12 protein-coding genes are annotated in these 14007 nt (G+C 55.1%); 6 read left to right on the top strand and 6 right to left on the bottom strand.

Translation table 11 applies throughout. From position 1 onward, the window contains the following. Positions 1–176: 176 nt before the first annotated feature. Genes dut through dusB form a run of 3 tightly spaced genes read right to left on the bottom strand, consistent with a single transcriptional unit; the run spans position 177 to position 3709 of the window. Positions 177–617, bottom strand: a complete 441-nt coding sequence (gene dut / locus Q0L39_RS07505; RefSeq protein ID WP_296628029.1) for a dUTP diphosphatase — start codon at positions 615–617, stop codon at positions 177–179. An 18-nt stretch (positions 618–635) separates the two neighbouring features. Further along, entirely contained in the window at positions 636–2699 is a 2064-nt protein-coding gene (locus Q0L39_RS07500) for a U32 family peptidase (protein ID WP_296628027.1), read from the bottom strand. Between the two features lie 44 nt (positions 2700–2743). Further along, positions 2744–3709 carry a tRNA dihydrouridine synthase DusB gene (dusB, locus tag Q0L39_RS07495; protein WP_296628025.1) on the bottom strand — a complete coding sequence of 322 codons (966 nt, stop codon included), beginning with the start codon at positions 3707–3709 and terminating at the stop codon, positions 2744–2746. A 184-nt stretch (positions 3710–3893) separates the two neighbouring features. Here dusB and Q0L39_RS07490 point away from each other — a divergent pair, with 184 nt between their 5' ends. From Q0L39_RS07490 to Q0L39_RS07480, 3 genes are all read left to right on the top strand, one after another. Continuing rightward, positions 3894–4424, top strand: a complete 531-nt coding sequence (locus Q0L39_RS07490) for an NUDIX domain-containing protein (RefSeq protein WP_296628023.1) — start codon at positions 3894–3896, stop codon at positions 4422–4424. A gap of 19 nt (positions 4425–4443) precedes the next feature. Continuing rightward, a complete protein-coding gene (gene polA / locus Q0L39_RS07485; RefSeq protein ID WP_296628020.1) occupies positions 4444–7044 on the top strand; it encodes a DNA polymerase I in 2601 nt (866 codons plus the stop codon). Positions 7045–7202: 158 nt separating this feature from the next. Beyond that, positions 7203–7781 carry a carboxypeptidase-like regulatory domain-containing protein gene (locus Q0L39_RS07480; protein ID WP_296628019.1) on the top strand — a complete coding sequence of 193 codons (579 nt, stop codon included), beginning with the start codon at positions 7203–7205 and terminating at the stop codon, positions 7779–7781. Between the two features lie 305 nt (positions 7782–8086). On the opposite strand, the gene Q0L39_RS07475 is transcribed toward Q0L39_RS07480, so the two are convergent. After that, positions 8087–9295 carry an aspartate kinase gene (locus Q0L39_RS07475; RefSeq protein WP_296628017.1) on the bottom strand — a complete coding sequence of 403 codons (1209 nt, stop codon included), beginning with the start codon at positions 9293–9295 and terminating at the stop codon, positions 8087–8089. A 410-nt stretch (positions 9296–9705) separates the two neighbouring features. Between Q0L39_RS07475 and Q0L39_RS07470 the strand changes: the two genes are divergently transcribed. Together Q0L39_RS07470 and Q0L39_RS07465 are read left to right on the top strand one after the other, a co-directional pair. Then, a complete protein-coding gene (locus Q0L39_RS07470; protein ID WP_296628016.1) occupies positions 9706–10035 on the top strand; it encodes a hypothetical protein in 330 nt (109 codons plus the stop codon). Between the two features lie 7 nt (positions 10036–10042). Beyond that, positions 10043–10237 (top strand): helix-turn-helix transcriptional regulator, encoded by a 195-nt coding sequence (locus tag Q0L39_RS07465; RefSeq protein ID WP_296628014.1) that lies wholly within the window; start codon positions 10043–10045, stop codon positions 10235–10237. Between the two features lie 57 nt (positions 10238–10294). Here Q0L39_RS07465 and Q0L39_RS07460 read toward each other — a convergent pair whose 3' ends face one another. Beyond that, positions 10295–11545, bottom strand: coding sequence for a homoserine dehydrogenase (locus tag Q0L39_RS07460; RefSeq protein WP_296628013.1), 1251 nt, complete (start codon positions 11543–11545; stop codon positions 10295–10297). 35 nt (positions 11546–11580) lie between these two features. Further along, positions 11581–12018 (bottom strand): ACT domain-containing protein, encoded by a 438-nt coding sequence (locus Q0L39_RS07455; protein WP_296628011.1) that lies wholly within the window; start codon positions 12016–12018, stop codon positions 11581–11583. A gap of 431 nt (positions 12019–12449) precedes the next feature. Here Q0L39_RS07455 and Q0L39_RS07450 point away from each other — a divergent pair, with 431 nt between their 5' ends. Beyond that, complete coding sequence (locus Q0L39_RS07450) at positions 12450–13715, top strand: competence/damage-inducible protein A (RefSeq protein ID WP_296628010.1); 1266 nt, start codon at positions 12450–12452, stop codon at positions 13713–13715. Positions 13716–14007 lie beyond the last annotated feature (292 nt).

Here is a 14007-nt window from a genome sequence, read left to right as displayed (position 1 = left end):
AAGAAAGCTAGATTGAAAACAAGTTTTCAATCAGGAGTTTGCTCTTTTTGCCCATAAAGGATTGGGCAAAATTGCCTTCGGCAACCGAGCAAAGTTCCGCCGACCAAAAACTTTTGTTTTTTCCCTTTACTGCCCGTCTTTGCGCCGCAGGCGAACAGGGTCCAGGCTCAGCCTGGTTATTTACCCGTCGAGCCGAATCCGCCTTCGCCGCGGACGGTATCGGACAGCTCGCTGACCTCCTCGATCTGCGGCAGCAGCACCGGCACGATCAGCATCTGTGCCACTCTATCCTGCGGCTGGATGGTATACGCCTGCTGACCGTGGTTCTGCAAAAAGACGCAGACCTCTCCGCGGTAGTCCGAGTCGATCACGCCGACGGCATTGGCGGGAATCACTCCATGTTTGACGCCCATCGAGCTGCGGGCGACAATCAGCGCCACCTGATTGTTGTCGGCAAGCTCGATAGCAAGGCCGGTCGGCAGCTTTCCCATCTCTCCTGGCTGGATGACCAGCGGCTCCTCGATGCAGGCGCGCAGGTCAAAGCCGGCGCTGCCATCGGTCGCACGCTGCGGAAGCTGTGCGTTTTCTCTCACTCGTTTGATCTTCAATACAGACATCCTTGATCCTCCATCCGTCTATTTGACATTGCGGTAGTATAATCCGCGGGTAATATTCTCCATCGGCTCATGGGTCTGGGTATAGCGCAGCAGGATGCGGTCGACCTGCTTCGGGCTTTCGCCGGTAAAGTACAAAAGCCCGTAGTCAAAGCACTCCCACTCCTGCGGGCGGTCCGCCAGATAGACCGGCTTACTGTTAAAGATTTCGGAATACTTGCGTGAGGTGCAGCGCACCTCGAACACCTCTTTTTTGCGGTCGGTCAGCGTTCCCACACCTTTGCAGTCGCGGCAGCCGGACAGCCGGACAGGACAGTTGCGGGTGATCATCAGCGGCAGCTTGCCATAGACCAGCACGCCGCGCGGCAGCGTTCCGCCGATGCCCTTGGCGCGCGCCATCGACAGCTCAAAGGAGAGCTGCACATCCTGCACACCCAGTTTCTCATATTCTGCAAGGCAGCCTGCATTTGCGATATTTAAGCCGTACTCGCCGTGTACGGTAAATCCAAGCTCTCTGCCCAGGCGCACGCCGCCCAGGTTGCCGGTGGTCAGGTGCGAAATATTAAGCCTCCTGCACTCGGCAAGCCGGTCGCTCAGCTGCGCAGCGTCGTCGCCAAAGACCACCCTCGGCAGCGATACCGCCAGCTTTGGCAGTGCGTTCTTTGGCAGGTCGGCGGCATGACGCAGAATCTCGTCGAGCGGCAGCGAAATCAGCTCGCACTGCTCCACCAGCTGATCGGTCAGCTGAGAAAAGCTGCGCAGCTGGGCGCGCAGAGCGGTTTTCTTTGCCTGATGGCGCGGGTATTGCGGGCGCGCAATCTCGGTAAACGGCACGGGACTGATTTTACCGCGCTGTTCGCTCAGTCCTTCCAGCGCACTGCGGCGCAGCGCGTTGAGCTGGGACGCCGGACAGATCAGTCCTTCTCCGATGTCACAGTGCAGCGAGCGCAGGAAATAGAAGGTGCCGCCGGTCTTTTCCAGACTGCGGCGCACCAATTCTTCGTCGGTGGGCGCCTTGATGGCCTGCTGAGGCAGCTCTCCTTCCACCTGTACACGATGTCCCTCTCCATCGCTTGCACACAGCGTTGCCGGCTGTCCCTCTTTGAGGGTGAAGTCAAAATCCACGCCGACGCGCAAAACGTCGCGGGAAGCGACCTCGCCCAGCTTCTTGAGCACCTTCTGACCGGCGACGACATCCTCCTTCTGGCGGGTGCCGAACATTTCGATGCCGGTTTTTCCCTCAAAATAGCCCTTGGTAAAGCCGCTGCGGGAAAAGACCGCCGCCATCAGATCAAGGTCGGCAGTTTTTCCTTCCAGCGCCTGTTTAAACTGGCTGACTGCCGCCGCGACATACTCCGGACGCTTCATTCTGCCCTCGATTTTAAAGGAATTGACGCCCAGCGCGCACAGCTCCTGCACACGGTCGGCAAGGCTTAAATCCTTGAGCGAAAGCGCATAGCCGCTGTCGCCTTTTCTGCCGCTTGCAAACGGCAGACGGCAAGGCTGGGCGCACAGTCCGCGGTTGCCGCTGCGCTCGCCGATGACCGAGCTCATATAGCACTGACCGGACACACACATGCACAGCGCACCGTGGACAAACACCTCGGTTTCCACCGGCACCTGACGGGTGACCTGCAAAATCTCCTCGCGGCTCATCTCGCGGGCAAGCACCACGCGGGAGAATCCCAATTCTTTTGCCTGCCATGCGCCCGAAACGTTGTGTACCGTCAGCTGGGTGGAGGCGTGCAGCGCCATCTCCGGCGCTGCCTTGCGCACCAGCGCGGCGATTCCCAGATCCTGCACGATGAGCGCGTCGATGCCGTATTTGCAGGCGATTTCCAGCGTGCGCATCACCTGGTCATATTCGCGGTCATAGACCATCGTGTTGACGGTCATGTGCATTTTCACTCCGCGCTCCTTGCACAGGCGGGCAGCCTCGGCAAGCGACTGCTCGTCAAAGTTTTTGGCATTGCGGCGGGCGTTTAACTCCCCATAGCCAAAGTAAACCGCGTCCGCGCCGCTGTGGACAGCGGCGGTCAGGCTTTCCAGATTGCCGGCGGGCGCCAGAATTTCGATGTGATTCATAGTATCTCCTTTTGTATCATCGGTGCCTATCAAGTCCTATTTTGTTACGCTCTGCTCTGCAGCATCTCTTCTGCCAGCTGCTGCAGATCCGCATAGGTGCACAGTTGTCCGGCACGGCGGCGGAAGTCGGCGCTGCCGTACTCCCCTTTAAAATACCACGCCGCGTGCTTTCTTGCCTCACGCATACCGATCTTCTCTCCCTTGTAGTCGCAGGCAAGGCGGATGTGCCGCAGCAAAATCTCCATCTTTTCCTCCAGCGTCGGGTCGGGCAGCAGCTCGGAGGTCTGCATATAGTGGGCGATCTGTTTGAATACCCACGGACGGCCCTGTGCGCCGCGTCCGATCATCACAAAGTCCACGCCGGTTTCGTCGTACATTCTCTTGCAGGAGATGGCATCCACCACATCGCCGTTGCCGATGACAGGAACGGACACCGCCTCCTTGACCTTGCGGATGATCTCCCAGTCGGCGCTGGGCGCATACATCTGCTGGCGGGTTCGTCCGTGGATGCACAGCGCGGCGGCGCCGTTTTCCTCCATGATCTTTGCAAATTCGACCGCATTGACCGAGTTCTCATCCCAGCCCTTGCGGAACTTGACCGTCACCGGCACCGGCACCGCCGAAGAAACCGCCTTGACGATCTCTCCTGCCAGCTTTGGATTTTTCATCAGGGCGCTGCCGCCGCCGTTGCCCGCTACCTTGGGTGCGGGACAACCCATGTTGATGTCGATGATGTCCGGCTCAAACTTCATGGCAAGCTGTGCCGCCTGCGCCATAATCTGCGGATCGTCGCCAAAGATCTGCAGTGCCGCCGGACGCTCCTTCGGAGAGAGCACCAGCAGCTCCTCGGTCTTGCTGCCCTGAAAGGTCAGTCCCTTGGAGCTTGCCATCTCGCCCACCACATAGGCGCAGTCAAACTCCTTGCAGATTTCGCGGAAGGCGCGGTCGCCCACACCTGCCATCGGGGCCAGTCCGGCGGTCTTTGGAATGGTGATATTGCCGATCTTCAAATCAGGTATCGTCCTTTCTACTATCTCTATGATAACGTCTTTTGTTCTCTTGATGCAAGAGACATTCTAGCAGAAATTTTTGCCTGCGGCAAGCGATTGCGGGAAAAGTATGGTATAATAGATGAAATTGAGAAAAATAATCGAAAGGAGCGCTGTCCGATCACCGGCTTACAGCAACATCACGATGGAACTTTGGGAAATCTACGACATTGACCGCCAGAAAACCGGCAGGCTTGCTCAGCGCAAAAACGGCTGTCCGCTGCCTGCGGGAGACTATCATCTGGTGGTACACATCTGCCTGTTTAACCAGAAGGGTCAGCTGCTCATCCAGCAGCGGCAGCTTCACAAAGCCGGCTACCCTGGGCTGTGGGATGTCACCGCTGCCGGCTCGGCGCTTGCCGGAGAGAACAGCGCCGCTGCCGCCGCCCGCGAGCTGTGGGAGGAGCTGGGTCTGCGCCACGACTTTTCACAGGAGCGCCCGCACTACACCATGAATTTTCCCGACGGCTTTGACGACGTCTATCTGATCCGGCGCGACGATGTGCAGCTGTCCGACCTTCGTCTGCAAGAGGAAGAGGTTCGCGACGCAAAATGGGCGACGCTCGACGAGATCGAAGCGATGCTCGATACAGGGGAATTTATTCCCTATTATCCCGACCTTGTCCGCCTGTGGTTTGCCATGAGAAATCACCGCGGCTCGACCGAACACGAATAAGAGAAAAGGAGATCATGCCATGAAACTGCTGTGTCTGGATTCCAACAGCATTTTAAACCGCGCCTTTTATGGGGTCAAACTGCTGACCGCCGAGGACGGAACCTACACCAACGCCATCTATGGCTTTATGAATATTCTGCACAAGCTGCTGAGCGACGTCCAGCCCGATGCCGTCGCCTGCGCCTTTGACCTGAAGGCGCCGACCTTCCGCCATAAGATGTACGATGGCTACAAGGCCCAGCGCAAGGGAATGCCCGAGGAGCTGGCCCAGCAGCTGCCGCTCATCAAGGAGCTGCTGGAGGATCTGGGCTATCGCATCGTCACGATGGAAGGATACGAGGCCGACGACATCCTGGGCACCCTCTCGGCAAAATGCGAGCAGCAGGGCCACGAGTGCTTCATCGCCACCGGCGACCGCGACAGCCTGCAGCTGATCGGCAAGCACACCACCGTGCTGCTGGCAAGCTCCCGCATGGGCAAAACCGAGACGGTGTTCTGTGACGAGGCTTATTTCCAGGAGAAGTACGGCACCAGTCCTACCCACCTCATCGACATCAAGGCGCTGATGGGCGACAGCTCGGACAACATCCCGGGCGTGGCAGGCATCGGCGAAAAAACCGCCCTCAAGCTGATCGGCCAGTACAGCGACATCGAAACCATCTATGCCGACCTTGAACAGATCGACGCGACCAAATCGGTCAAGGCAAAGCTGGAAGCAGGCAGAGAAAGCGCCTTTCTGAGCAAGACGCTTGCCACCATCGACCGCAATGTGCCGCTCGACTGCACCCCTGAAGATTTTCTGCCAAAGCCGATCAAGGAGCAGGAGACCTTCCAGCTGCTCTCCCGTCTGGGAATGACCAGCATCATCAAGCGCCTGGGTCTGACCGGCGCCTATACACCGGCGGCGGAGAAGGAGCAGCCGCAGGAATCGGCGCAGCTGTGTTCCCTCTCTCTCCAGCAGCTGCTCGAGCAGGCGGGCGAACAGGCGCCGCTGAGCATCTGCGCACAGTGGAACGCACAGGACGAGGACAGCATCGACGCGCTGGCAGTGGCTGCCGGCAAACAGCTGGTGCTGCTGCACGGCGAAGAAGAAAGCCTGCGCCAGCTGTTTGGTGCGCCAAATCCCAAGCTGGTGTTCGACTGCAAGCGGCTCTACCGCTGGACGCTGTCCCACAGCTGTAAACTCAACAACCTGTGCGACGACGTGATGCTCTCGGCCTACCTGCTGTCGCCAAACAGCACCGAGTACGCCGTCGAACAGCTTTGCGCCTCCTACCACACCGGACGCTCCTTTAACGACGGCGGCATCGAACTGTCCGAGCAAGAGCGCCAGCTGCTCGGCGACTGCGCAAACCTTGAACCGCTGCACGAAGCACTGCGCCAGCAGATCGAGCAGAACGGTCAGCTTAAACTCCTCGAAGAGATCGAGCTTCCGCTCGCCGAGGTGCTTGCCTCGATGGAGCTGGACGGTTTTGAGGTGGACACCGATGCGCTGATCGACTACGGAAAGATGCTCGACGAGAAGATCGAGGAATATCAGAACACCATCTACCATCTGGCAGGAGAAACCTTCAATATCAACTCTCCCAAGCAGCTGGGTGAGGTGCTATTTGAGCACCTGGGACTGCCCGCAAAGAAAAAGACCAAGACCGGCTATTCGACCAATGCCGAGGTGCTGGAAAGTCTGCGCGGCAAGCACGAGATCATCGACGGGATTCTGGAGTACCGCAAGGTGACCAAGTTAAAATCCACCTACGTCGATGGGCTGCTCAAGGTGGTGGGCAAGGACGGACGCATCCACACCCACTTTAACCAGACCGATACCCGCACCGGACGGTTAAGCTCCACCGAGCCAAACCTGCAGAACATTCCGGTCCGAACCGAGCTGGGCAGCCGTCTGCGCGCCTTTTTCCGCGCCAAGGAAGGCTGTGAGCTGGTCGATGCCGACTATTCGCAGATCGAGCTTCGGGTGTTGGCACACATCTCGGACGATGAATATATGATCGAGGCGTTTAACTCGGATGCGGACATCCACACCAATACTGCCGCTCAGGTGTTCAACATGCCTGCACTGTATGTCACACCGGAGATGCGCCGCAAGGCCAAGGCGGTCAACTTTGGCATCGTGTACGGCATCGGCGCCTTTTCGCTGGCACAGGACATCGGCGTCAGCGTGGCAGAGGCGGATAAATATATCAAAAACTACCTGAACACCTTCAGCGGCGTCAAGAAATACATGGAGGACACGGTGGAATTTGCCCAGCAAAACGGCTATATCGCAACGCTGTACGGCCGTCGCCGCGCGCTGCCGGAGATCACCGCCACCAACAAAAACATCGTCAGCTTTGGCAAGCGGGTGGCGATGAACACCCCGATTCAGGGTACCGCCGCGGACATCATCAAGATTGCGATGGTGCGCGTCTACCGCCGCCTTCAAAAGGACGGACTGCGTGCGCGGCTGATTTTGCAGGTGCACGACGAACTGATCGTCGAAGCGCCGGAGCAGGAGGTCGAGCAGGTAAAAACGCTGGTGCAGGAGGAGATGCAGCAGGCAGCACAGCTCAAGGTGCTGCTCAAAGCCGACGTCGGCGTCGGCAAGACCTGGCTGGACGCAAAATAAGCAGAAAAAAAGCAGCCCTTCCCTGCCTTCAAACGGCAGGAAAAGGGCGGTGTCCATAAAACACAATCGGCACAGCGCTGTGCCGATTGTGTTTTCAAGGTGACTATGATACCGTATAGACAATTCAACAAATCAAAATTTGACGGAGAGATAAGTCAATGCTTTTAGATGGACATGTAAAAAGTAAGAACAATACTCCTATTGCTGGAGCTAAGATTGAAATAAAGAACAACAGTTTTACTACTATCTACTGTGCAGAAAGTAACGAAGAGGGATACTATCAATTCGATATTCCCGAAGGGAAGTATCCTTTTTTAACTGCAGTAAAAGACTATGCGGTAAACTATTTGGAGTATTGGTGTCAAAACATTCCGCTTTTAGAAAACACTTCGTTGGATATTAGCTTTGATACATTGGAGATATACGGATTACATATTTTTTCTGTCAAAGGTGCAGGAAATGGTCTTATGATATACTTTAGACCTATGAGTTTGGTGAAATTTCAGGAAGGAAATGAAAACATAGCACCAGATGATATTTCCATTCGTGTGGAAGTTGATGGGAAAGAAACCGCTATTATTGCAAAGAACGCAGTCGTAGAAGTAGCTGCTGATAGGGAAATGACAGCTTATTTGATTCAAGTTGAAGGAACCGATGCCTGGAATAAGATTGAAATTCAAATTGTAGATGCAGATAGCCATTATGGAGCTGCAGCGATTTTTAATCCTTGCGTGTAATGATTCCATTCTGCTAATTCCAGTTGATCGAACTGATTAAGGGCGCACTTCTATACACCTTTGGGTGTGTGGTACGATGTGCAGTGCTGCACCGCAGAAGCCTCTCTTTACACAAGGGAGCCTTTGGAGGATCTCTGCGCCTTTATCCCCACAAAGAAAAGGTCGAGTATCTACTGTTTAGATACTCGACCTTTAACTGTTTTACGGACACCCCGCCGAAAGGGCTGTCTTTTGTTTTTCCACAAAATAAACAATGCGCAGGGAAAAAGGAGCAACCTTTCTTCCCTGCGCCATTTTTTTGCAGCTTACAGATCAAACTTGTCGTGGATGACATTGACTGCCTTCTTTGCCATCTCCTGGTCGATCAGCACCGAGATTTTGATCTCGCTGGTGGAGATCATGCTGATGTTGATGTTGTTCTCGCCCAGTGCTTCAAACATTTTGGCAGCGACGCCTGGGTTGGAGAGCATACCTGCGCCGACGATCGAAACCTTGGAAACGTTGTCCTTGGAGGTAACTTCCTTCGCGCCGACAACCTCCTTGAGCTCCTCGGAGATGCGCACAGCCTCCTCCTTCTGAGCGGCAGAAACGGTGAAGCTGATATCCTTGGTGCCGTCACGGCCGACCGACTGAAGGATGATGTCTACATTGACGCGGTTTGCTGCCAGTGCAGAGAAGATCTTGAAGGCAACGCCCGGATGATCCGGCACTCCGATGATCGAAATTCTGGCGACGTCGTTGTCCATTGCGACGCCCTTGATAAGCATTTTCTCCACTTTGCAGACCTCCTTGACTTCGGTGCCCGGGACATCGCTGTGGATGCTCGAGCGTACTTCCATTTTGACAGAATATTTTTTAGCCATCTCTACCGAACGGTTGTGCAGGACGTTGGCACCGCAGGTTGCCAGCTCCAGCATCTCGTCGTAGGTGATTTCGTCCAGTTTATGTGCATTTGGCACGATGCGCGGATCGGTGGTGTATACGCCGTCCACATCGGTATAGATTTCGCACTTGTCAGCCTTCATCGCAGCTGCAATCGCAACGGCGCTGGTGTCGCTGCCGCCGCGTCCCAGTGTGGTGATATCGTCATAGCGGTTGATGCCCTGGAAGCCCGCTACAATGACGATGTTTTTCTTGTCCAGCTCGTTTTGCAGACGCTCGGTGTTGATCTTTTTGATGCGCGCATTGCGGTGATTTGCCTCGGTCAGAAATCCTGCCTGCCAGCCGGTCAGCGAGATGACCGGATAGCCCATCTTCTCGATGGCCATTGCCAGCAGCGACATCGAAATCTGTTCTCCGGTGGACAGCAGAACATCCATCTCACGGCTGGATGGCTTGTCGGTGATCTCGGCAGCCTTGGCGATCAGATCGTCGGTGGTGTCTCCCTGTGCCGAAACGACAGCGACCACCGCATTTCCCTTGTCATATGTATCGGTGATGATCTGTGCCACGTGCCGGATGCGCTCGACGTTGGCGACAGAGGTTCCACCGAACTTCTGTACGATCAGGTTCATATTGTTCCCTCCATCTATTCCATAGATTGTTTTTTGATTATAATACATCAAAGTGTATAAATTCAAGGTTTATAGAAACTTTCTTTCCAAATCCTACTTTTCGCGGCAAAACCTGCCGGCAGTCAGAAGATATTTTGTCGGATATGTCACTGCATTACCACTTTATCCTGATAAATTAACCGTCGGATATTTTTGCCTGACATCCCATCCTATGCCGCTGCCCGACCGACCGCTACCGCAGGTAAGAACCGCCGCCGCTTCCTTTTCTTTGCTTTGTGCCTTCATTTCCTGCAAAAGCGTCTGTCCATCCCGACAAAATGTAAAACACTCTTGACATTTTATCAAAAACCGGCTAACATAAAAATGTAAAAAGAGTTTTATATTTTACCTTTGAACAGGAGGTATCAACGATGAAAAAGATGGATGAGATGGACAGAAACATTCTCCTGCGTTCCCAGTCGCTGGGCTACCGGACGATGGCGGCTTTGCTGTGCATCTGGACACTGTACAACTGCTGGCAGACGCTGCAAAACGGCGCGGACTATCAGCCGCTGCCAGGGCTGATTCTGTGCTGTTCGGTGTGCGTGCAGAGCCTTTCCCAAATCGCTATCAAGCAGAAGATGGTCGCAGGCGACGAGGAATATGCACAGCCAAACGTGCTGCTGCGCACCATTCTGGCAGCGTTAGTCCTGACGGTAATCATTTTGTCGCTGGGTACCCTGATTCTGGTGAAGGGATAGGTGGCAGGTGAAAAACAACATCAAACAGCTGCGAAAGCAGGCAGGTCTGCGCCAGGAGGACATGGCGCAAAAGCTGGGCGTGACCCGACAGACCATCATTGCCATCGAAAACGACAAGTACAATCCGACGCTCGAGCTGGCAATGAAGATTGCAAGGCTGCTGGGACGTCCGGTGGAGGAAATCTTCTTTCTGGAGCCATAACCATCAAAAAAGCGCAGGGACCAAGATCGTCCCTGCGCTTTCTTTTCGCAGTTTGTTTTATAACAACCGGATGCGTCCGAGGACCGAAATTCCCTCCTGCTGCAGACGGTCGCACAGTGCGTCCAAGGTGGCTGGCGCCATCGACGGCGCGACAAAGGCAAGCTCGGTCGCAGGCTGACGCTTTCTTGCCAGCAGCACCGGCGAGCAGAACAGCTCGTCGACCAGAGCGGACTGGCTGGGAGCTTGCAGCGCCAGCCGCAGATAATACTGGGCAGGCAGCTGCGACCAGTCGCACAACAGTCCGCTGTCCTTTACAGGGTCGCTCTGTTCCCAATAGAGGGTGTCGATGGTGTCGGTGGATTTGGCGCAGTCGATGACATCCGAGATGACCGCCGAGGCGGTAGGCAGCTTGCCGGCGCCTTTGCCGTAGAACAGCACCTCTCCGGTGGCGTCGCCGGTGACCAGAATGCCGTTGAACACATCGTCCACGGTGGACAGCTGGCTCTCGTGGGAAACAAACATCGGCTCGACGGTGATTGCGATGCCGCCGTTGTCCTGCAGCCGGTGAGCGCGGGCAATCAGCTTGATGACGCCGCCCCAGTCCTGTGCATAGGCGACATCCTCCGCTGTCAGCTGGGAAATGCCCTGACAGTGTACCCAGTCGGGATAAATATGCTTTCCAAAGGCAAGCGACGCCAGAATACAGATCTTGCGGCAGGCGTCGATGCCCTCGACGTCGGCGGTCGGGTCGCTTTCGGCATAGCCCAGCTGCTGCGCCTGACCAAGCGCATCGGAAAAGCTCATTCCCTGCCGGATCATGCGGGTGAGAATAAAGTTGGTGGTGCCATTGAGGATGCCCTGAATGTCGTCGATTTCGTTTGCACCCAGGCACTGATGCAGCGGACGGATGATCGGAATACCGCCGCCGACACTTGCCTCAAACAGAATGTTGACATGGTGCTCGCGGGCGGTCGCCAGCAGCTCGGCTCCCTTCTGGGCGATCAGCTCCTTGTTGGCAGTAGCGACGCTCTTGCCGTTTTGCAGGCAGGTGCTGACCATCTCAAAGGCGGGATGCACGCCGCCCATCACCTCGACAACGATGTTGATTTCAGGGTCGTTTGCGATGGTGTCAAAGTCAAAGCAGAGCTTGTCCTGCCAGGGCAGCTCCGGATGCGGACGGTGCACATAGAGGTATTTGATGTCCAGCTTACTGCCGGCTTTGCGCTCGATGCTGGCGCGGTTTTTATAAAAGACCTCGACCACACCGGAACCGACGGTGCCACAGCCGAGGACGGCAATTTTTTTCATAGGGGAAAAGACTCCTTGCAAGTTGGATTTGCGGATCAGGAAACCTTGCTCAGGCGAACAACGCCGCGCAGCTGACGCAGACGCTCGAACAGCTGTTCCTCCTCCAGGGTGACGTCGGTGGTGCGGATCGAGATGGTCACTGCAGCCACGCCGTCGGATGGAATATTCTGGTTGATGGTCAGGATGTTGGCGCCATATTCGGCAAGATGGTTGATGACCGAGGAGAGCACCCCTGGAACATCCTCCATCATCAGATAGAGGGTGATGATGTTGTTTGCGGTCTGGGAATTATATTCCATGACACGATCCTTGTATTTATAGAAGGCGCTGCGCGAGATGTTGGCCAGCTTGACTGCCTCGGAGGAATTTTTTGCTTTTCCGGTGGCGATATATTTTTTGGCCTCCAGCACCTTTTTGAAGATTTCAGGGACCACCCGTTCATCGACAAGCAGATATTTTTCTTCGTTTGCCATGCCTAAAAGGCTCCTTTCCTGCAAAACTTTTTCTTCCTTTTACCGCAGACTGTGCCTGCATCACAAACAAAGGAAGATCACATAGAGAAAATATATCATGTATCAAGGACAGTGTGCAAGTGTTTTCATTCATTTTTATGCAGTTTTATCAAAGACAATCCGCCAGTCCAAACAATTCGTACCCATTGCCCGATTGCCTGCCATGTTCTGTGGGAAGCTTTCCCTCTTCCTTTGCTGCACAAAATGTGTTATAATTTTACAGAATTAGAGGATTGGCTGCTCTGCAAAAATTCTTCTCTGCCGGGCGGTCATCTGTCCGCCGTGTACCGAAAGGCGGCAAACTTTCTCTGAAAGTTATAGACGACAACAAGAATTGTTTACAAATCCGCGGTATGATGAGAATGGAATATCTTCGCAAAGGAGCGACAACCATGAAACAGCGCAGCGCAGAAATTTTGTGCATCGGAACAGAAATCCTGATGGGCGACATCGTCAATACCAATGCCGCATATATTGCAAAAGAACTGGCAGGATTGGGGATCAACGTCTATCATCAGAGTGTGGTCGGAGATAACCCGGAACGGTTAAAGCAGAGCCTGGAGCTTGCTTTTTCCCGCGCGGACATCGTCATCACCACCGGCGGCCTTGGTCCCACCTATGACGACCTGAGCAAGGAAACCATCGCCGACTACTTCGGACGGAAGCTGGTGATGGATGAGGAATCTTTGCACCGCATCGAATGTCATTTCCTGCGTCTGAATCGCGTAATGACCGACAACAATAAAAAACAGGCGATGATGCCGGAACGCTGCATCATCTTCCAAAATGATAACGGCACCGCTCCTGGCTGTGCCATCGAGGGCGAAGGAGAACAGCAGGGCAAAACCGCCATCATGCTGCCTGGACCTCCGCGTGAAATGCGCCCGATGTTTGAACAGGGCGTCAAGCCTTTCCTCATGAAGGACAGCGACACCCGCCTTGTTTCCCACACCATGCACTTTTTCGGCATCGGCGAGTCGATGCTCGAGAGCATCCTGCACGACCTGATGGAAGAAAGTCTCAACCCGACGGTGGCGCCTTATGCAAAGACCGGCGAGGTGCAGCTGCGTGTCACTGCACGGGTCAAACATGGCGAGGACGCCGAAGCCATTCTGCAGCCGACCATGCACCAGATTGAGGAAAAGGTCGGCGAATTTCTGTATGGCATCGACGTCGGCGACCTGCAGACCGCAGTGGTCCGCAAGCTCAAGGAGAAGGGTCTGCACGTTGCTCTGGCAGAAAGCTGCACCGGCGGCTACGTCGCCAAGCGCATCACCGACGTCAGCGGCGCCTCGGAGGTATTCGAGTGCGGCATCTGCAGCTACTCCAACCGCATCAAGCGCGAGCTGCTCGGCGTCAGCCAGCAGACACTGGACTGCTTCGGCGCCGTCTCCGAGGAGACCGCACGGGAGATGGCAGCCGGTGTGCGCAAAGTATCGGGCGCAGAGATCGGCATCTCGGTCACCGGCAACGCCGGTCCTGAGCCGTCGGAAGGAAAGGATGTGGGCATCGTCTACATCGGCGTGGACAGCGACGCCTTTTCCAAGGTCTTTTTGCTGCAGGTCAACCGCAGGGATCAAGATGCCCGCGAAACCATCCGCTATCTGGCTTCCTCCCATGCGCTGAGCCTGATTTTAAAGGCAGCAGACCGCTATTAACGAAACCAAACGACCAGTCAACCTGTGTGCCCGTGTCAGCGGGCAGTTGGATTTTGTTTAAATAACATTCGGGGCGACAGAACAAACTTCACAGAAAAACAGGAAAGCAGGAAAGAATGAAGAAAAAATCAAAGGCAGTCAGGGTAGGACTGATCGTGTTTTTTCTGGTGGTGGCCTTTTTTTCCACCGCACACGTCATCGACTGGGCCATTGAGTCCTACCAGAGCAGCAAGACCCAGAAACAGTTGCAGCAGCTATATAACCAGGGTTCCTCCCAGACGGGAGAACCAGT

Source organism: uncultured Negativibacillus sp., from assembly GCF_944388365.1.
Lineage (GTDB): Bacteria > Bacillota > Clostridia > Oscillospirales > Ruminococcaceae > Negativibacillus.
The sequence above is the reverse complement of the archived record's forward strand: the minus strand, read 5'-3'. Positions and strand labels throughout refer to the sequence as shown.